Annotated in this window: 16 protein-coding genes; 4 read left to right on the forward strand and 12 right to left on the reverse strand. The window is 51.9% G+C overall.

Annotation, left to right across the window (positions count from 1 at the left end; all coding sequences use genetic code 11):
* Positions 1 to 18 precede the first annotated feature (18 nt).
* Genes FT643_RS05130 through FT643_RS05155 form a run of 6 tightly spaced genes read right to left on the reverse strand, consistent with a single transcriptional unit; the run spans position 19 to position 4,479 of the window.
* Positions 19 to 297, reverse strand: coding sequence for an MSMEG_0570 family nitrogen starvation response protein (locus tag FT643_RS05130; RefSeq protein WP_156869868.1), 279 nt, complete (start codon positions 295 to 297; stop codon positions 19 to 21).
* The gene (locus FT643_RS05135; RefSeq protein ID WP_156869870.1) at positions 290 to 1,282 is read right to left on the reverse strand and encodes a sll0787 family AIR synthase-like protein; all 993 of its coding nucleotides are present in this window, start codon (positions 1,280 to 1,282) and stop codon (positions 290 to 292) included. The genes FT643_RS05130 and FT643_RS05135 overlap by 8 nt, the downstream gene beginning before the upstream one ends.
* Positions 1,269 to 1,892 (reverse strand): MSMEG_0567/Sll0786 family nitrogen starvation N-acetyltransferase, encoded by a 624-nt coding sequence (locus FT643_RS05140; protein WP_156869872.1) that lies wholly within the window; start codon positions 1,890 to 1,892, stop codon positions 1,269 to 1,271. The genes FT643_RS05135 and FT643_RS05140 overlap by 14 nt, the downstream gene beginning before the upstream one ends.
* Entirely contained in the window at positions 1,889 to 3,034 is a 1,146-nt protein-coding gene (locus FT643_RS05145; RefSeq protein ID WP_198043334.1) for an MSMEG_0568 family radical SAM protein, read from the reverse strand. Before FT643_RS05145 ends, FT643_RS05140 begins: the two co-directional genes overlap by 4 nt.
* Entirely contained in the window at positions 3,003 to 3,986 is a 984-nt protein-coding gene (locus FT643_RS05150) for a Nit6803 family nitrilase (protein WP_317621948.1), read from the reverse strand. The genes FT643_RS05145 and FT643_RS05150 overlap by 32 nt, the downstream gene beginning before the upstream one ends.
* Before the next feature lie 10 nt (positions 3,987 to 3,996).
* On the reverse strand, positions 3,997 to 4,479 hold the full coding sequence (locus tag FT643_RS05155; RefSeq protein WP_156869876.1) for an MSMEG_0572/Sll0783 family nitrogen starvation response protein: 483 nt from the start codon (positions 4,477 to 4,479) through the stop codon (positions 3,997 to 3,999).
* A gap of 444 nt (positions 4,480 to 4,923) precedes the next feature.
* On the opposite strand from FT643_RS05155, the gene FT643_RS05160 reads away from it, so the two are divergent.
* Positions 4,924 to 6,321, forward strand: a complete 1,398-nt coding sequence (locus FT643_RS05160; RefSeq protein ID WP_156869878.1) for an aminotransferase-like domain-containing protein — start codon at positions 4,924 to 4,926, stop codon at positions 6,319 to 6,321.
* Positions 6,322 to 6,334: 13 nt separating this feature from the next.
* On the opposite strand, the gene FT643_RS05165 is transcribed toward FT643_RS05160, so the two are convergent.
* Complete coding sequence (locus FT643_RS05165; RefSeq protein ID WP_156869880.1) at positions 6,335 to 8,236, reverse strand: right-handed parallel beta-helix repeat-containing protein; 1,902 nt, start codon at positions 8,234 to 8,236, stop codon at positions 6,335 to 6,337.
* Between the two features lie 316 nt (positions 8,237 to 8,552).
* On the opposite strand from FT643_RS05165, the gene FT643_RS05170 reads away from it, so the two are divergent.
* Together FT643_RS05170 and FT643_RS05175 are read left to right on the forward strand one after the other, a co-directional pair.
* Positions 8,553 to 9,938, forward strand: a complete 1,386-nt coding sequence (locus FT643_RS05170; RefSeq protein WP_198043335.1) for a lipase/acyltransferase domain-containing protein — start codon at positions 8,553 to 8,555, stop codon at positions 9,936 to 9,938.
* A gap of 261 nt (positions 9,939 to 10,199) precedes the next feature.
* Entirely contained in the window at positions 10,200 to 12,110 is a 1,911-nt protein-coding gene (locus FT643_RS05175) for a sensor domain-containing diguanylate cyclase (RefSeq protein WP_156869884.1), read from the forward strand.
* 41 nt (positions 12,111 to 12,151) lie between these two features.
* Here FT643_RS05175 and FT643_RS05180 read toward each other — a convergent pair whose 3' ends face one another.
* From FT643_RS05180 to FT643_RS05200, 5 genes are all read right to left on the reverse strand, one after another.
* A complete protein-coding gene (locus FT643_RS05180) occupies positions 12,152 to 14,374 on the reverse strand; it encodes a TonB-dependent receptor (protein ID WP_232339868.1) in 2,223 nt (740 codons plus the stop codon).
* 90 nt (positions 14,375 to 14,464) lie between these two features.
* Entirely contained in the window at positions 14,465 to 15,496 is a 1,032-nt protein-coding gene (locus FT643_RS05185) for a FecR domain-containing protein (RefSeq protein WP_156869886.1), read from the reverse strand.
* A complete protein-coding gene (locus tag FT643_RS05190) occupies positions 15,448 to 15,978 on the reverse strand; it encodes a sigma-70 family RNA polymerase sigma factor (protein WP_156869888.1) in 531 nt (176 codons plus the stop codon). The genes FT643_RS05185 and FT643_RS05190 overlap by 49 nt, the downstream gene beginning before the upstream one ends.
* Positions 15,979 to 16,102: 124 nt before the next feature.
* Entirely contained in the window at positions 16,103 to 16,597 is a 495-nt protein-coding gene (locus FT643_RS05195; RefSeq protein WP_156869890.1) for a hypothetical protein, read from the reverse strand.
* 20 nt (positions 16,598 to 16,617) lie between these two features.
* Positions 16,618 to 16,980, reverse strand: coding sequence for a tlde1 domain-containing protein (locus FT643_RS05200; protein ID WP_156869892.1), 363 nt, complete (start codon positions 16,978 to 16,980; stop codon positions 16,618 to 16,620).
* 338 nt (positions 16,981 to 17,318) lie between these two features.
* Between FT643_RS05200 and FT643_RS05205 the strand changes: the two genes are divergently transcribed.
* Complete coding sequence (locus FT643_RS05205; protein WP_156869894.1) at positions 17,319 to 18,995, forward strand: VOC family protein; 1,677 nt, start codon at positions 17,319 to 17,321, stop codon at positions 18,993 to 18,995.
* Positions 18,996 to 18,998: the final 3 nt, after the last annotated feature.

Below are 18,998 nucleotides of genomic sequence, written 5' to 3' on the forward strand. Positions count from 1 at the left end.
ACCCTGAACCCTCTCCCCTCAGTAGATTCGCAACACTGTCACAGTGTCTTGTTTTTCAAATTGTTCGGACCGGAATTTTATCTGAGATAACTGGTCCGCTGCGGCTGAACAAAAATACCCGTACTTATCCCTGACTCGTTCACTGGCCAAGGTGAGCGCCTGTTCGCTGCGCCGGACAAATTCGGATAAGTCATAGCTGTGCTCGGGCGTAAAAAACTGATCCACCACACTCGAAGGTGAGTAACAGCGCTGTTCGACACCATCCGGCCAGCGAACATCGAAATACCGTTCAGGCATAGCGTGAAGCCCCCTTGTCTGATACGTCGCTATTGGCGGTCAAGCCGGTCAGAGCCGTGGCCGTTAAATCCCAAAACAAGCCTTGATCGTTACCCGCTGAAACACAGCATCGGCCACTGGTGTTTAAGGAGCCGATAACAGCACCATGAATATCCCGGTGGTGGAACATTTGCAGTAATGTTTCGCAATTTTTTTGTTCAGCCGTCAGCAAATAGCCAAAACTGGGAAACGCGCATAGCCAATCCTGCCAAGCTACGCCGGCTGGTTTCGGAATGGCTTCTAACTCGATATCCATACCGACACCGGCACTCTCCATCAACATCACACAGGTACCCAATATTCCCGCCTGGCTGATGTCTTTGGCCGCACTGGCAAGCTGACTTTCTGCAATTGCGGAAAACAAAGCGAGGTCGCCGCGCAGTCGCTGCGGCGGTGCTTCTGTCGCCGCATTCCAATTCAGAAACGGCGCGCGGAATTCGCCCCGCAGATCCACAACCGCTATCAGGGACTGGCCTGCTTGCGCGGCAAAGCTACTCAGCACCCGGCGGCACCGCCCCAAAATAGACACGGACAGGTGTGGCTGCTGGCTTCGTAAATTGGTATGGCCTCCCACTATGGGAACCTGGAATACCCGAGACGCCTCACTCATGCCTTGCAGGATGGCATCGGTCACTTCATCATCCCCTCCCCAAAGCGCATTAACTACGGCCACCGGCGTACCGCCCATGGCCGCAATATCACTCACATTCACCATAATCCCACACCAACCGGCAAACCACGGATCCGCTGCAACAAACTGATCCATAAACCCCTCGCCCGCGAGCAAATCAAAATGATCTCCGTGGGGAATGACCGCCGCATCGTCCCCGTTTGGAAACGGATTGGGGTAAGCCTGTTTCAGGTGTCGTTGAACACGCTGAATTTCCTGTTTCTGCAATAAGCCGGATGCGTCACGAACCTGGCTCAGCAACTCAGTGAGTGGCATGGCCGGTATCCCCCGTGTGTGAAGTCGGTGCTGAAGCCAGAGTTAACAGGGTGGGCGCAATTTCGTCCGGTACCGGATTCATCGTTCCTTTGATAACGTGGCCGCTATAGGGCGTGTAACATGGAGGGTATTGTTCAAGCCGGGCCTGCATCATCACATGAGGCCGATGACGAACTGACAATTCATACTGGCTGCGCCAATGCAAACGCTGGAACAGGGGCTCATTGGGCTTTTGTACCTGCGCAAAAAACTGTTCGCAACCCAATCCGTGGGCACTGCCAACGGCCAACTGAATCAGACCGGCACCGATTCCGCTACGACGCCGAAATTCCTTCGCCACCGCTAAGCGCGATCCCCACCATACCCCTTTATCGTATTGATGAATGCGCACAGTACCGAGCACACGGTCCGGCCAGCCTCCGTGATTCCCAATCGCGACAATACACTGCGCAAGCGCATCGATTTCGTCTTCATCGGTTGCTTCAAACAATCGCTGCTCGACACAAAATACCTGGCGGCGCAACTCCAGAGCCTGCTGTTTTTCCCACTTTAACGTAGCCCACTTAATTGTAAAATCCGAATATCCACAGACAAAATCCGTCGTCGTCATGACTGCACTCCCGCTACGCTTTGTTGCGATGAAGCCGTGGTTGCCGATGCTTTTTCGTAGCTCTTCAGTGAGGAACAGGCGCCGCAGCGGGCACAGCCGGCTTTACTGGTCTCAGAGGTCAATCCAGCCTCACGCAAGCGTTGTGCGAGTGGCTGCAGGATGGCGTTCATCATTGCCGAAGGTGGTGCCGGATGATGCTCCAGAGGAGTGCCGGCAATCGGCACAAAGGGCACGACAAAGGGGTACACTCCCAACGCAATCAGTTCATCGCAGATCGTCAGGATCTGCTCTTCACTATCCCCCAGCCCGGCCAGGATATAGGTACTGACCTGGCCGCGGCCAAATAGCGGCACCGCATAGGCAAACGCCCGCAGATATTCCGCCACACTGATGTTGGCCTTACTCGGCATAATACGATGGCGCACTTCCGGCGCAACCACTTCCAAATGCAACCCCAGAGTATCGGCTCCGGATTGCTTTAATCGATCCAGCCAGACTAAATCCTTGGGTGGCTCACACTGCACCTGTATCGGAATGTCGACCGCGGCTTTCACGGCCTGAACGCTATCACACAACACTTGTGCTCCGCGATCGCGAGTCGCCGGTGTGCCCGTAGTCATGACCATATGTTTGACTCCATCAAGCCGCACCGCCGCACGCGCCACTTCCGCCAGTTGCTGAGGTGTCTTTTGCGCAATGGTTTTACCCGCAGCCAGAGACAACCCGATGGAACAGAATTGGCAGGCCGTTTCCGGCTGGTCATAACGGATGCAATTTTGCAAAACAGTGGTCGCTAACACTTCGGTTCCGTGCAAAGTCGCAATCTGCGAATAGGGAACACCGTCGGCCGTGGCCAGTTCGTAAAATTTTGGCTGCCTTGCGAAACTGATATCGGTGACCGGAATACCACCGCGCATGAGTCGCTTCGAACCGGATTGCGTATTGTCTTCTAATGTGAATGGCGACTGTTTAGCTGCGTGCGTATGCACCGGCACCATCACGGTCTGCCCTTCCATCAGCACCGCGATATGATCACTGGGCCCGGCTCCGCCTTGTCTGCTTAACGGCATGCCCTGGGATTGCTGTAATTGGATGCCCTGGGTTTGAAGTTCAGTCAACAGGGGCTGTTTGAACGCTTTCATATGGCCACTCCTCTGTGGGAACAAGCGGTTGGCTGGTCGCAGCGGGTTTATCGTTTATCAGCAAACTGAGCAGCTCGGGCCGCGCATAATGCCCGACACTGTCCATCATTCGTTTGCGCTTGGTAATCAGGCGCAGCTCAAGGTCGGCTATCACTACCCCTTCGCCACGGGTCAGGGGGGCCACAAGATGCACTCCTTCCGGAGACACAATGGCGGTGTTGCAACCATGACGCAGGGATTTCTGTAACCCCTCGTCCTCGGTGATACTGGCAATTTGTGATTCGGTTAGCCATCCGGTGGCATTCACCACAAAGCAACCGGCTTCCAGCGCGTGATGGCGTATGGTGGCTTCAATCTGGTCGCCAAAAATCGGACCCACCAACGAACCGGGAAACTGACTGCAATGAATTTGTTCGTGCTGGGTCATTAATGCGTAACGGGCAAGCGGGTTATAGTGTTCCCAACATGCCAGCGCCCCGACCCGTCCCACAGCGCTGTCCACCACCTTTAACCCGGCAGCATCACCCTGCCCCCAAATCATTCGCTCGTGGTAAGTGGGCGTGATCTTACGGCGTTTTAATAACAAACAACCGTCGGCATCAAACACCAATTGCGTGTTGTATAACGTGCCGTGGTCACGCTCGTTCACACCCAGCACCACCACCATGTTATGTGCTTTGGCGTGGCGGCTGACTGCGTCCGTAACCGGACCCGGAATCGTTACCGCCTGCTGATACAAACGCAAATGCTCAGCACCGCATTTCACTGCCGGATAAACAAATGAAAAATAAGGGTAGTAAGGCAGGAAAGTTTCCGGGAACACAATGAGCTCCACGCCCTGGCTTGCAGCATCGGCAATACAGTCGAGCACTTTCGATAAGGTTCCCTCCAGCGATTGCAAATCCGGAGACAATTGTGCCGCTGCCGCTCTTACTACCCGGTTATCCTCCACAGCGATCTCCCTACACCGTCCAGGTATCGACAATCACGGCATTGTCACGGATGTGCAGCAGTTTTAAATCCAGTACATCCAACGGGTTAATCGGTCGTATACCTTCGATCAGAGAAGGTTCTCCGTGACCATATAACGCCTGCAACGCAAATCGACAAGCGTAAACCTTGCCACCTTCCGACATGAATTTTTTCAGCTGATTATTAAAATTCTGATGTCCCGGAAAGGCTTCATCGCCGATGGTCGGAAAGCCGCGCTGCAAGCCCAAGGTTACCCCTGGCCCGTAAAGCAGTATCGACGTTTCGTATCCCTTACGTTGCAGGCGCGTTGCCTGCAACATATTGACGAAACCAATTGAGCCTTCAAACGCAACCGTGTGGAAAGTAACGAGCGCCTTTTCACCCGGCTCTGCCTGAACATCTTCAAATACTTTTTCCTCGTAATCGACAAAATAATCTCCGCTTTTATGCATCGGTGTTTGGACTGTCGGCATGATGATTTCCTCTTGATGACATTAATTTATGTCGTCTGGTGTTGGTATGGGTATTGCGCCCGGCGCTGTTAATAACAGGAGTTTGTTACTGCAAAATCGAGCAATAACCCCGGCGTTACATCACTGACATAGCAACAGGGGTGCCAGCTTTAAATCCGGGATATACAATCAAGATGCAATCAATCCCGCGAAATGAAATTCTCCCGCCATAAAATTTTTATGTGTCGCACTAGCTGCGGTGCGTGCATACTTAGATAGCGACAAAAAACGCACCTCAACAGCACGTTCCAGAGTACGAGTGCGTTCTGATATTGCATTCGTTGATTGGGCATTGATTGCATTTTTATGCGATCAATGGGTTACGGTTTGCTTCCCGTTGATTGGAATAAAACCTGCAAATCAACTCATTAGATAATGGGTGAACGGCTAGCAACGGAGATAACCATGCCGACCGAGAAATACCGACACTGGGTCACCGAGTTACAACAAGGGAAAAAGCGGCCGGCTTATCTGTTGATTGCAGATCTGATCGAATCGGATATCGATCGGGGTGTTTTACAAACCCGGGATCGCTTACCGGCATTGCGCGATTTAGCCGACTTGTTATCGTTGAACTACACCACCGTGACCCGCGCCTATAAAGAGGCTTCTAATCGGGGGTTGATCGATTCCCACCCCGGCTCCGGCTCTTTCATAAAAGGCAAAACCCATACCTTACCGCTACGCAACGGTAGCGATATTGAAATGACGATGAACTCGCCACCGGAAATTGAGGATGCGGCATTAATTCAACAGGTACGGGATGATATGAACCGAACACTGGCTTCCCAAGATCTCCCGTCATTGCTGAGATATCAGGATTTTGGCGGCTCTATCACCGACAAAGAGGCCGGGGCTTTATTTTTGCACGCGCTTTTCCCACGCATGGAACCGCAACGGATTTTGGTTTGTCCCGGAATCCACAGCGCACTGCTCGCATTACTCAGCCTGCACTGCAGCAAAAGCAACAGCTTATGCGTGGGAAGTCTGGTCTATCCGGGGTTGAAAGCCATCGCAGCACAGCTTGGCATTCAACTGTTATCCGTTGATTCCGATCAGCAAGGCCCCAGGTTGCGCGCACTGGAAACACTCTGTAAAGCAGAAAAAATACACACGTTGTATGTCAACCCAACCCTGCAAAACCCGAGCACCGCGAGCATGAGCAGAGCCCGGCGCGAAGGTATTGCAGACCTGGCGCTACGCTATAACCTGACCCTTATTGAAGATGACGCCTATGGCTTGGTACCGGAGATTAAGCACCCGCCTATTGCTACTTACGCTCCGGAGTTAACTTACTATATAAACGGCTTTTCTAAATGCTTTGGGGCCGGGTGCCGCACGGCTTATCTATATGCGCCCACCAAACTGGCAACACAGAGAGTGGCCGGTGCCCTGCGGGCGCTATCAGTCATGTCCAGCCCGATCACAACCTCCCTGGCAACCCGCTGGATCCAGAACGGAACGGTGAGCAAAGTCACTCAAGCTCAACGCCAGCAATCACGGGCATTGCAGCAACTGGCCAAAACCGTTCTTCATCCGCTGAAATATCAATACCATGGCGATGGCTTTCACCTGTGGCTACCTCTGCCAAAGTCGTTTAGCGCCAACCCCTCGGACGTAGCCGTCTATCTTCGCAATCATGGCATCAGCGCCGTATCCAGCGCCGCATTTTGTACCGACAACAATCCACCGGACGCCATCCGCTTATGCTTAGGCGGCGCAGTGAATCAAAAGGAGCTACAACAAAGACTGATATTGCTTAGGGACACGCTGCAGGACTCGGGCAGTCTTATGCTGATGTAGCCGGACCAATGTCTTATTGCCGTTCCATCGCCCCGATATCGCAACCAGCCCCCACCGGCCTCGGGCGACCCCTCATATCATGGTCTTCACAGGGGTAAAGGCTGGCCGTTGCCGGGGCTCCGTTATCAATCGCAATGCTACTGGCCAACAATGAAAAATAAGCGAGATGATCCCACATTGAACGAGAACCCAGTCCGGGATCAAGCGGTGAATCCGCGCTGCCGAAATCAAACCACGCGGTATTGCCCCAGCTGTAATCGGTTAAGCTACACTGCTCGTTAAGCACGCCGACTATATTGTTGCGATAAGATTTAAACTGATACATATCGGGGCTGAAGCAGTCCGGTGCGTGATGCTGATAGCCGGAATACCAGGGATCTGTATTCTCTGCCAGAATGGAGCTGGCCATATAAGCGCGTCCGGTATTGTAGAGTCCACCGCCTTTGCGTTGTTCAACCGGAGCGCTACCCGATGTACCCGCTGTGTTGCGGGTGATGGTTGAAAAAGCAATATGCAGATTAGCGTTTGCATCACCGTTATTCTGGTTTTCTATTCCGCCACCAATAGAAACCGCTTCGTTGTCAGCAATAGTGGAATTTTCGATGCGCATCAGCCCGCCTTTATTGCTCAACCCGCCACCGCGGACGGCCAGATTATCAAACACCGAACTATCAATAATATAAACGGTGCCTTCCAAATTATAGATGCCACCCCCCCGCTGAGTGACACCGCCGCCGCCAAAGCTTTCCGGATGGCCCGCCACGTTATCCCGGACCGCTGATCGAATCAAACGCAGGTCACCGCCATTTTGCAAATAGATACCACCGCCAAAATTGGCCCGGCTTTCCCGTACTATGCTGTCGGTAATCTGTAAATAAGCGTTGTTGTTAACCTGAATCGCGCCACCCCGCGCGCCGGAGAAGGCCTCTCCACGTGCCATATCCAACCCGCTAAGATTGACTATCATGCTGGCTCCACCGCCATCAACATAGAATACACGTGACGCTTTTCGTGCATCGATGACCGGCATCTCATACCCTTTGATGGTCATGGGTGTGGTAATGTCCAATTGACCTTCTGTTAATTTAAACGGGCTTTTTCTGCCATCCACCAGAATCGATTGCGTTCCGGGATAGGCATTTGCCTCCTCAATAGCTGCCCTCAGCGTACAGCCCTTGGTATAGATGGGCGGCGCTTTAAAATCATCGGGAATCCGGCTTGCTTGCGGAGGGATCTGCAAACCCAGATCATTGAACCGCCCCAGGTCAATATTCTGCAGTTCCGTTTTACGGGGCGGTGTTGTCTTGCCGGGTAACGGCACCTGAAATTCACTGAATATCTTTGGATCCATAGCGGGTATAGGCACCGGAACAGTGACAAAATCCGTCAAGGTCAACGGTTTCGTAATGGAGCAAACACCGTCTCCCGGATCATAGTCGTGTTTGTCCAGCGGGTTATTCACAAAAAAATTGGGCTGGAACAGGTACAAATTGATTTCATGTTCCACTCCGGCCATACCACCGCTGTTGTTTTCAGAAAATGGCTCTGCCGAGATCTTGATCCAGCCCGGAGTTTGCAATTGAGGCGCCGCATTGAAATCGCCGGACGCATCACCGACCAATGAATAGGGCGCCAGATTTTCAAGACTGGACTCTACTCCATTAATCCGCATTGCAACGCTTTCTGTTTCCCCATTGACTTCGGCTTCTATTGATAAGGCATTGGATAACACAGGCAGTGGCAGAGATTGAAAATCTTCCAGTTCCTGAATACGAACGTCCGTTGCGGCGTCTACCAGCCATAAGCGGGTTACTTGCGGAGCGGCGATTGCACCCACAGACGGTAGCAACGCTGATATAAAAACCGCTACAGTCAGTGAATCCTGAAGCCGGCTTTTGCCCAAAAAGAATTTCATTTTTATCACCCGTAGAGTTGTGTATGTCATAGCCCAAAGGCACTGGGTATCTATTTTCATCCATGATTGTTTTCTTTCCTATGAAATAGCCCAACCCGGAAGTGTGAGGTTTTGCGCCTAAAAGGGGATTTATTGAGGCCGCAGCCGGGCGCACGGCCCGGCGCGGAGACAAGCAATGAACGATCATTCACTAAAGTGCTGTACGGGAAGGCCAAACGCCACATCAAAAGAGGCCACGGGATTCAGTTGTCTGCTGTACCAAACCCGGTTCCGGTTAAGACTTGTTAACCTTAACCCAACAGGCACCGGAGCAAGAATGAACAAAATAAAAAAACTTAACCCATTCAAATGGATAATCCTGGCATTAATGACCCTCACCGCCAGCACACTGTCCGTCTCACTTTTTGCAGGTTCAAAACACCACCCTTTCCCACACAATCCGGTTATTTTCGTGCATGGCGGCGCCGGCTCGGCATCGCAATTCGAATCCCAGGCAATGCGTTTTACCAGTAACGGCTATCCGCAAGACTATCTGTACGCGCTGGAATACGACTCGAGCTTTTCCGTTAACACCATGGCCGACGTTCATGCACGTTTAGATGCGTTGATCATTGAAGCAAAAGAAAAGACCGGCGCCGAACAAATTGATCTGATGGGCCATTCATTGGGAACGCGCGTCTCGCAGGAATTTTTAGCGTCGCCGGAACGCGCCGCTCAGGTTGCACATTTTGTTAACATTGACGGCTATCCGGCGGCGGCTCCGCCTGGCGGCGTACCCACATTGGCGATTTGGGCCGAAGTGAGTATTTCTGATCGAGGCACGATCGTCGGCGCGGAGAATATCCAGATAGAAAACCAATCCCACGTTGAAGTGGCAACCTCGGCTGAATCGTTCGCTCTGATGTATAAATTCCTGACGGGAAGCGAAGCTAACACCAGCGACATTCTGCTGTCCCGTTCCAATCGCATCCAGATTGCCGGCCGTGCGGTTTACTTTCCACAAAATACCGGTGTCGCCGATTCAAAAGTGGAAGTGTATCAAGTGCGCGGGTTCGACGGGCAACGTGTAAAACGCAGACCCGTTGCTCAATTCAATATTGACGAAACCGGTGAGTGGGGACCATTCAAAGCCAAGCGGGGTCATCAATATGAATTCGTGATTGTGCGCGATGGACAAAATCACCATGTATATAAAGAACCCTTTATCCGTGATGACTACTTTGTGCGTTTACAAACATCTCCCCTGGGGGCCGGTGTCGGTGCCAATATGGATATCAGCCCGCAACAAACCAACCTGGTCATATCCCGCGATAAAGAGTTCTGGGGTGATGTTGCAGTGGATAACGATATTCTCGCTATAAACGGCGTGAATACAGTAAATGCAGCCAACAGTCCGCTGAGCAATCGCACTACTGCCATCTATTTATTTGATGCCGGATCGGATAAGCAAAGCCAATTGGCAGAACCTCTGGCCTATTTTCACGGCTTGCCCTTTATCACCGGATCGGATCTGTACATTCCTGCCAGCCCGGAAGCGACCGGCCGGGTTCGACTGACCATGATCCCACGAGGTGAAAATGGTCTGATGCAAGTCATCAACATACCTGACTGGCCATCTGACACCGACCGGGTGACCGTCTTATTCAACGACTTTGTGCAGTGGGACAACGTACCGGCTGCTATGCCGATGTGGATTCGCTGATCCCCCCGCCAAGCTGCACAGTGCGGGCGGTAGCGCATACCGCCCACACTCCCGTTCACCGCGGACTCCCGGCTCTTGGACTTAGAGCCGTTAGCCTATTAGTCCTATCGTTAAAACTCATTATTGCGCTATAGAAAATGGCAATGTGGCTGAGTCAATTAAATCAGTTCCGTTACCGTTGGACACATAGAACCACTAGAATAAGCCGCCATCTGTGTCTATACATTAATAATGTATACAAACTTAAAGGTTTGCTGAAAGATGACAGCTATCCGGTGCCTGGCTGTGTGTCTACTTTGGCTATCAACATCTTTAGCGCATTGCGCTCCGCTCATCTTAAGCGATCAGACTCAGAGCGTCCCCCTGGGGCGGCATCTGCAATACCTTGTTGATTATGAACTCGCGTTAACGTTGGAAGACGTAAAACAACGCAGCGATTTCACTGACGGGCATGTGGACAATCTGAATTTCAGCTTTACCCAAGCGCGCGTCTGGTTGCGCTTTAGTCTTAGCAATCCACAATCCCGTGCCCATATCCGGCTGCTGCAGATTCGCTATTTCCTTCTGGATAACATCACTCTATACCAGCCCGACGCGACCGGAACCTATCTGCCGATTCACAGAGGCAGGCTGCACCCGGAGACTGATCCAGGTAATTCAAGCCGATTCTACCTATTTGAGTTAAACGTTCCCGCGCATACTGAAACGGAGTACTACCTTGCAATAGATAGCCAGGATACATTAGCGCTGCCAATCTACCTATCAACGCCGTCGGCTTATCAAAACTACCTGTTGGCTGACACCATAGCGATAACGTTATATGCAGGCTTAATACTTTCCAATATTCTGTTCGCCATTTTCATGCTCACCTCCCTAAGAGAGCGGGAACTGCTCTACTATCTGTTATTTCTTCTGGCACATCACGGGATGGGTATAGTCACAATGGAAGGAATACCCAGTACACTACTTGGCAGTAAAAATATATTCCTCAGCCGCGACATGCTCGCCTCCTCCATCAGTCTATCCATCCTGTTCGCGGTTCTTTTCATCCGTAATTTTTTGCAGTTGAAAACCCGCCACCGTGGACTCTTCCGCCTATCCGGCTATATCGCCGCACTGCTTGTTTTCGGTAGTGTCCAAGGACTCTTTTTACCCCACTTTTATTCCATACAAATCACCAGCATCGTCTGCATGTTTTCCGGGGCGGCTATTGGCTTTATCTTCTATATCTGTGTTAGACAAAAGCAACCCGCGGCCTTGTCACTTCTGTTGGGCTGGTCTGCCGGGATAGTTGGGGCGACACTCTACGGATTGAAAGCCTGGGGAATACTTCCGGTCAATCTATTTACTAGCTATGCATGGCATGTGGGCATCATGCTCGAAACCATTCTGTTTTCCTACACCATTGCCAATAAAGCGGCGTCCGAACGCAAACAACGGCTGATCGCGCAAACCGAACTGACCCACAAAGAAAGGGCCCTGCGATTAGCTCAGGAGGATTTGCTACGGGCGGAAAAAGAGGCCAAAAACGAGATGGAAATTCGGGTTCGGGAACGGACGCTGGATATTTCGCGGGTTCTGGCAAGCCTGGAGCATGAAAACAAGGTGCTTACGGAGCTGTCCATTAATGATGGCTTAACACGAGTGCGCAACCGGCGCTTCTTTAACGATATTTATCCGCAGATTTGGCAGGACGCCATTGATAAAAAACAATGGCTGAGCCTGATCATGTTAGACATCGATTATTTTAAAGCGGTAAATGATGAGCACGGTCACCTGACCGGGGACCGTTGCCTGGGATCCATTGCCGGTATTCTTAAAAAGGCAGTCAGTCGACCCAACGATATTATTTGTCGTTACGGTGGTGAGGAATTCATTATTATTTTGCCGGAAACCGATACCGAGTCTGCACTCAGTGTAGCCGAGCGCATCCGCAAAAAAATCAGTGAAACCCACATTGAAACTGATCACAACATTTTCTCTATTACTGCCAGCTTTGGCGTAATCGGAATACAACCATTGGCTGGCATAGACCCCACCCAGTTGATTGCACACTGCGATGAGGCCTTATACCGTGCCAAAGAATCCGGACGTAACCGGGTCACATTGGGAACCGCACCGACCGTCGCGCATTCAGGCAACGCCAGGGTCTTTTTAAAATCAGTCCGATGATGCTTCCAGACCGTTCCGCGCCCCCCCCTAACTGCCCCGGTTTAAAACGTATACCTGGCATTCAGAGTGTACGATCTTCCGGGCTCCAGCAGCGGTTTAACCGTGGTGAACTCCTGGCCGTAGCTGGCACGATCGGTATAGGCTTCATTGTTCAGGTTATCCACCGAAAATCGCAATGCCAGCGAATCCAGTAGCTGATAGTCGGCGTACATATTGATAACCGTGTAACCGTCCTGCTTAGCGCCACTGTCTTCCACCGCATCATTTTCAAGTGACACTTCAGCACTCACGCCCAGAGTCAAACGCTGCACGGGAAAATTATACGCCCCGTTGACGGCAATCAACTCACCCAAAGGCGCTGTGAAATAGTTGCCATCGTAAGAGGTCGCCGCTTGTCCGTCTTTCTCGGAATCCACATTGGAATACTTAATGGATAGGTGCGCACGATCGGAACTGAAACCCAAGGCCAGATCGTAGCCTTCAATATCAAAATCCGCGACCAGGTCAGGACCACCGCTATAGGAAGGTACCCGGCCATTATCTATTTTGGTGCGGTAACTATTGGCTTCAGCCAAAAAGCCTTCCACCGTCAGCACGACACCCACTGTGTAGTTCTGCGATTCCACCGGCTTCAGATCTGTGTAAACCCACGCGCTGTTGAGAATGTAATTTTCAGCCAGTGCGACGCCACCCCATACCTGGGCGTAGCCCGCGTTCACTGCAACATAATCGTTAATGTGATATTCGGCAAACAAATTACCGCTGGCTCCACTATCGTCGTGTGAAGAATCATCCGTGCCTTCAAACGCCTGACGGTCATAGCGCAACCCGTACGACAAATCCAACGCATCCACTAATTGCTGGCGTAATTGAATGAACGCCCCGACATTTTCGGCGTTCTCTTCCAGATCTGGATCACCCTCAAACCGGAACAAGGCACTGTCATTGTAATAATCTACACCGGACACTATTTCTGCAAATCCGGTATAGGAGCGGTTTTTCATCGTGGCCGTATAGCTTTCAGTTATGCCGTTATAGGCTACGGTGGTTTCCGGTGCCGCTAATGGTACTTCTATCGTTTCCAGCTCGGTTTCACTTTTGGCAACAGTCACCTCAGGATTCCACCCGCCTTTGCTTCGATCCAGTGTGTAGCTAAAGACAGTGTTGTCGCGGGAAAGGTCATAATTGCGTGACTCAGGCGTCGGTCTGCCCACGGTCAAGCCACCGAAATTGGCCCGATAGGGTCTTGCCGCATCATCGTTAACCAGCTCCCGGGAAAGTTCAAAGCGCCCTTCCTGCTCCGAGCCATAAGCGATTTTGGCCAACCCACTGATCAACGCCGACTCTGAATAATTCACTTCCTCCCCAGTGCCGTCTTCGTAATTATCGCCGTCTATTTTGTTCACATAGCCCAGCGCTTCGAATTTGCCTTCACGCCCGTAAAGTGAGCCAGAGGTGGTCCACTGCTCGCCATTGGAAGCATAGCGACCGTCAACGAAACCACCGAATTTTTGGTCCGGTGCCAGCATGTCTTCCACATCAACCGTTTCGTAAACCAAACTACCACCCAATGCACCCGGCCCGGCATCCGCCGGCGCGACACCTGCGGACGCCGTGGCAGCTTTCAGCAGCTTTGGATCAATCAAATTGGTGGCGTTATGGTGGAACACTTTATTGTTCTGACGGGCACCGTCTACGGTGACCAGCATCGCGGTTTCTTCCACACCGCGCACATACACTTTCTGATTTACCGGGATGGAGCCACCGACCGCCACCGCGGATTCGTTTTGAAAAAGATCTTTAATATCTTGCGGCTGTATCTGCTCAATTGCCTGGTGATCGTAAGTTACCGTATCGCGCTCCGCCGCGATCACCGATCCACTGACTTTAACCGGCGGCAATCTGCTTTGGTCCCGCAGTTTCAATGTATAACCCGCGTCACCCGGCTGCGCCTGCAAACCGGTTTCGTTCAGCAGCCTTTCCAGCCCTGCTTCGGTGCTAAAGCGGCCTTGTAATCCCTGGCTGGTTTTACCCTGAGTCAGATTACCGTCTATCGCCAACAAAATACCCGATTCACTGGCAAACTGATTCAGCACCTGATCCAAGGTGCCGGCCGGGATAGCATATTGCCGCGTTTGTTCAGCGGCCAACCCTTTCGGAGTTGACGTTTCTGCCATGATGGATACGGGCGTGAGAGAAAGCGCGGCCATCGCCGCCGCGGTGAGTAGGCCGGTGGCCTTGAGTTTATTACCTGGAATTCCCATGACTAACCTCGGAAGTTATAAAGTATTGGCGCGTTTCAATTTGCGCTTTTATCTATAATCCCGAGTGAGCAATGAAAAGTGCTACTTTTTTTAAGCGACCGCTTCGACACTGATCCAATAAGGGGTGAGGCGCCGGACACGAACAGGCAAGGCAAGCTCCAGCGCAGCCAGCACCCGATCCGTGTCTGCTAACGGGTAACTGCCAGACACGACCAGTTTTGCAGCACGCTCATCGCAACGCAGATAGCCGGATCGATAACGGCCCAGCACCGTCAGAAAATCACCCAACGATTGCCGCTCCACGATCAACAGCCCCCGGGTCCAGGCATTGATGTTGGGTGGAGTGGGCTCTACCGCGAAGATGTCATCGGCCGTGAAGCGGGTTTGCCATCCTGCGTCCAGAGCGGCTGTATTGCGGGCATTAGCGGGCGCAATCAGTACCCGTCCCTGCTCCACGTTTACCTGGGTAACGCGGCTGTCCTGACGCACCCCAAAACGAGTACCGAGGGGCTGCACATGACCCTGACGGGTTTGCACTATGAATGGACGGGTAGCTACGTCGGCCTCCTTCGTGCTTACCACAAAGATCTCCCCGCTGACTAATTCCACCTTGCGCTCATGGGCACTAAACGCAGTATTGATCGCAGTTCGGGTGTTCATATTCACCCGTGTGCCATCGGATAACGCGATTTCCCGTGTCTCCCCGGTTCCAGTCTGAAACTCGGCGAACCGGCTTTGCACTATCGACGATTCGCGCGCGCCATACAGGGCAGCGGTACCCCCCACCATCAGACCCAACACTTTTAGCGCATTACGCCGAGGCAGCGAACTGCGGACACTGCGCAAAGCGTTACCGTTACTGGCAGAAGTCGCAGTGCTCAGCCTGCCGGAGACCGACTGCACCTGATTCCAGGCGCGCTCGTGCTCTTCGCGGGCACTGCGCCAAGCTAGCAACGAGCGGGATTCCTGCTCGGTGATCTCGCCTGACCACGATGTCACCTGCCATTCCAGCGCTTGGATCAACACATCCAACGGCACTTCAATCTCATCCGCCAACCGTTGCAATGCCGCCTTCACCGCAGCACCTCGTCGACTGACTGCGTGCCCAGCGTGACCACGCAAGCCAGGGTCGCCTTAAGCATGTATTTGCGAACCGAAGCCACCGAAACCCCCAGCCGCTGCGCAATCTGGCTGTAGGTCAATCCGTCGAACTGCGACAATAAAAACGTGGAGCGCACCCGCTCCGGCAAGCTATCCAGCATACGGTCGATTTCGTTCAGGGTTTCCAATACCAGCGCCTGATGCTCAGCTGAAGGCATTTCTGCCAGCGGCAACAGCGCTAACGAATCAAGGTAACACCGTTCCAGAACCTGGCGACGGTGCAGATCGATTACCAGACCGTTCGCAATCTGCCGCAGAAATGCCCGCCCTTTGCCGGCTCCGGGCAAACGACCGGACACCAGCAATCGCAGAAACGTATCCTGCGTCAGATCCTCTGCCGTATCGCCGCAGCTCAGACGGGAACGCAGCCAGTTAAACAGCCATTGCTTATGGTCAATGTAAAGCGCATTGACTCGTGCTTGATCCCCAGAATTAGCAGACAACTCCTTACCCCAATACCGCAAATAATAACTATTCGCATTCTATTCGAGTGCGGCAGGGTTGTGCAAGTAGCAGACTCAGAAGCCTACGCGTCCCGATGCCCAACCAGACGGTCAGGCATTGATTTTATTGATACACCGGCGGTCTGATGTCATCGACAAATTTGCTGACAATGTCGCCAGCCGTGGTCAGTATGGTTCTAAAGGGCTTGCCATCCAAGACCTTCCATTCCGCTACGTAGGTGCCTCCGGCATCCGAGAAAATGCCTCTCACGATACAATTTTTAGCGTCGTAACAATTCGCATAAAAATATTCGACCACGCCGTTTACTTGGTGCCCTTTTTCCGCACCCGCGTTATACATGAAAGACGTATCCAGTTGGTATCGGGTGTCCTTGTATCGAAGTTCCAGCGCAGACAAATGAGAGATCGGGTGGAGGGATTCCGTACCAAAAACCGGTATGCCATTTTTGAAGCAGTGGCTTTCACTTTTTTCGCAAGCTGCCCGGTCGTCGTTGGTATATCGATATTCTTTGAATTCAAGCTCAATATCATCGCTGATCGCGACCTTTGATTCGATTAACGGAACACCGATAGCACAACCGGAAATCAGCACCAACATCGCTGAACACCCTATTCTTTTCACCGCACTACCTCCAGGACATCATCGCTCATTGAGGAAATCTTCTCTCTGGTTTTTCTTGACAAAATAATACACCCTTTCGATGCATTTCCAGGATTATTCATACTATCACCATGAATCAGAAATTCTGTACGCCCATGCGCGTTGTGCCCATACGGCGACAAGTCCAATACGTGGGGTCCGCTTTCACTACTGCCTCTGGGACTGCCTATATGATATGTTCCTCTGGGTATCGGCCCCACATTAACGATACGCTCCATATCCGGATTATCTTTACCTTCTCTATACCCGGAATACCCCTTTTCAACAAATACCCCGTTGTGCGTTAACCGCCCCGTCGATTGCGAGTACTCCCAACTCATCTCCAGCTCCTTACTTATGTTTGATAGCGCCCTTGAGAGATCGCCATTATTACCAAGACAGTAAGTAAGCAAATAATCTGCTCGTGCTAGCAATAATTCGACCTAAAGTTACTCAGAGTTTCAGTATTTGCTTATTGGTCAAATACGCAGCTCGGCAACTGAGTTACCTTCATCGCGATAACGCCGCCACTTTATGCCAAAAAAGACAAATCTATGGCCAAAAGGGGCGCTTTATTGCCCCCTCTCCCACTATAGATACACCTCTCCGCTACCGTACTTTATATAGTCCCGACCGACTTGAACAAACATTCATTTTTAAATCGCGGCTGGGGATAACAATGAAAAACAGGCCCATCAATACGCTCGCGCTGGTTGCGCTGAGTTTTTTTCTTCTGACTGGCTGGATGTCTACCGACCACCTTCCTGGACACGGCAACCCTGAAACACCCGGGGCCCGGACAAATCCGGCGTACCTGAGGGCGGTGGGTATCGGGGTGTCCGAACTGGAATCCTCTGTGGCATTTTATACCCACGGTTTGGGCATGAAGGAGACAACACGACTGATCCGCAATAACCGCGTCGAAGTCGTAATGCAATCCGCAGACGCCCGTGGATCGGATATTGTACTGATGCAGTACACCGATAATAAAGCGCGCGCATTCGATCAGAACCCCGGCAAAATTGTTTTTTATGCGAAAGATGTAAACCAGTTTGCCACCAACATTGTTTCTGCCGGGGGGCAGATTTTACTTCCCCCTACGGCACAACCCCAGTTTGATGGGGCGCTGGTGGGTTTCGCTCGTGACCCGGACAACAATCTAATTGAAATGGTCGGCAGTAACACTGCCACCGAATCGTTTATGAGCGCATTCGGGATTGGCGTTTCAGACTTGCAAGGCGCACGTGATTTTTATGTGCAAGTGATGGGGCTTAAAGAACAGCGCTATATAGAAATTCCCGGCCAGTACAACGAATACATTCTGGAATCGGTTGTGCCTGGCAGCTCGGCCCTGGTGTTAATGCACTGGACCAACGGCATTGAACGCAACTATAAAAACAATCCGGTCAAGCTGGAGTTCGCGACCGGAGTTCCTGTGGATTTAGCCATCGCAATTAAACAGTCCCGGCACCCCCTGCTTCAGTTTCCTCGCCCCGATAAAAGGCGAAACAAGGCTATTGTTGGATACGCCAAGGACGCCGATGGCACACTCATTGAAATAAAACGTTCCCATAAAAACTACCTGAGTGGTGCCGGTATCGGGGTTACCGATCTGGAAGCCGCCATTCAATTCTATACCCATGGCTTGGGGATGAAACAAGTGGGCCGGCGGCTCAGGCATAACCGGGAAGAGGTTGTGATGGAATCCGCGGATGCACGCGGCTCCCATCTAGTGCTAATGGGGTTCAACGATGGAAAGCCTAGAAATTACCAGCAAAATCCCGGAAAAATAGTGTTCTACGTAAATAACACGACCACATTCGTTGCCACAATGGTCGCAGCCGGCGGGCAAATTCTTTTGCCACCCATGCCCCAGCCGGAACTCGGTGGCGTGGAAGTTGGATTTGGTCGCGATATTGATAATAACTTAATTGAAATTGTCGGTGTGCCAACGGCCAACCATTCCTATTTTGCTGCCTTCGGTATTGGAGTTAGCGATCTGGAGGCTGCCAAAACATTCTATACCGAAACGCTTGGGTTCAAGCTAAGTCAGTTTTTATCCACCGCCAGTTACGACGAGTATATTCTGGAATCCACAGGCGGATCCGCTTTAGTACTGATGCATTGGACTGAGGGTAGCGACAGAAATTACCGGGATAATCCGGTCAAGCTGGAATTGCGAAGCCTATCTCCCCTGGGTGCAGCCGCCAATATCAAGCAATCCCGTAACCACGTTATTCAACTGCCCCATATTTCCCGCGACCAAGGAATGGAAGGCGCGATGGTTGGCTATGCAAAAGATTCAGACGGCACCTTGCTTGAACTCCTCAAAGCCCCCTGGGGCAATGAAGACTGAGTG

Source organism: Ketobacter sp. MCCC 1A13808 (assembly GCF_009746715.1).
Lineage (GTDB): Bacteria > Pseudomonadota > Gammaproteobacteria > Pseudomonadales > Ketobacteraceae > Ketobacter.

What these genes read in the sequence shown, in the direction of transcription:
- FT643_RS05130 (WP_156869868.1), bottom strand. Translation starts at nt 297, where the DNA reads ATGCCTGAACGGTATTTCGATGTTCGCTGGCCGGATGGTGTCGAACAG.
- FT643_RS05135 (WP_156869870.1), bottom strand. Translation starts at nt 1,282, where the DNA reads ATGCCACTCACTGAGTTGCTGAGCCAGGTTCGTGACGCATCCGGCTTA.
- FT643_RS05140 (WP_156869872.1), bottom strand. Translation starts at nt 1,892, where the DNA reads ATGACGACGACGGATTTTGTCTGTGGATATTCGGATTTTACAATTAAG.
- FT643_RS05145 (WP_198043334.1), bottom strand. Translation starts at nt 3,034, where the DNA reads ATGAAAGCGTTCAAACAGCCCCTGTTGACTGAACTTCAAACCCAGGGC.
- FT643_RS05155 (WP_156869876.1), bottom strand. Translation starts at nt 4,479, where the DNA reads ATGCCGACAGTCCAAACACCGATGCATAAAAGCGGAGATTATTTTGTC.
- FT643_RS05160 (WP_156869878.1), top strand. Translation starts at nt 4,924, where the DNA reads ATGCCGACCGAGAAATACCGACACTGGGTCACCGAGTTACAACAAGGG.
- FT643_RS05165 (WP_156869880.1), bottom strand. Translation starts at nt 8,236, where the DNA reads ATGAAATTCTTTTTGGGCAAAAGCCGGCTTCAGGATTCACTGACTGTA.
- FT643_RS05170 (WP_198043335.1), top strand. Translation starts at nt 8,553, where the DNA reads ATGAACAAAATAAAAAAACTTAACCCATTCAAATGGATAATCCTGGCA.
- FT643_RS05175 (WP_156869884.1), top strand. Translation starts at nt 10,200, where the DNA reads ATGACAGCTATCCGGTGCCTGGCTGTGTGTCTACTTTGGCTATCAACA.
- FT643_RS05180 (WP_232339868.1), bottom strand. Translation starts at nt 14,374, where the DNA reads ATGGGAATTCCAGGTAATAAACTCAAGGCCACCGGCCTACTCACCGCG.
- FT643_RS05195 (WP_156869890.1), bottom strand. Translation starts at nt 16,597, where the DNA reads ATGTTGGTGCTGATTTCCGGTTGTGCTATCGGTGTTCCGTTAATCGAA.
- FT643_RS05200 (WP_156869892.1), bottom strand. Translation starts at nt 16,980, where the DNA reads ATGAGTTGGGAGTACTCGCAATCGACGGGGCGGTTAACGCACAACGGG.
- FT643_RS05205 (WP_156869894.1), top strand. Translation starts at nt 17,319, where the DNA reads ATGAAAAACAGGCCCATCAATACGCTCGCGCTGGTTGCGCTGAGTTTT.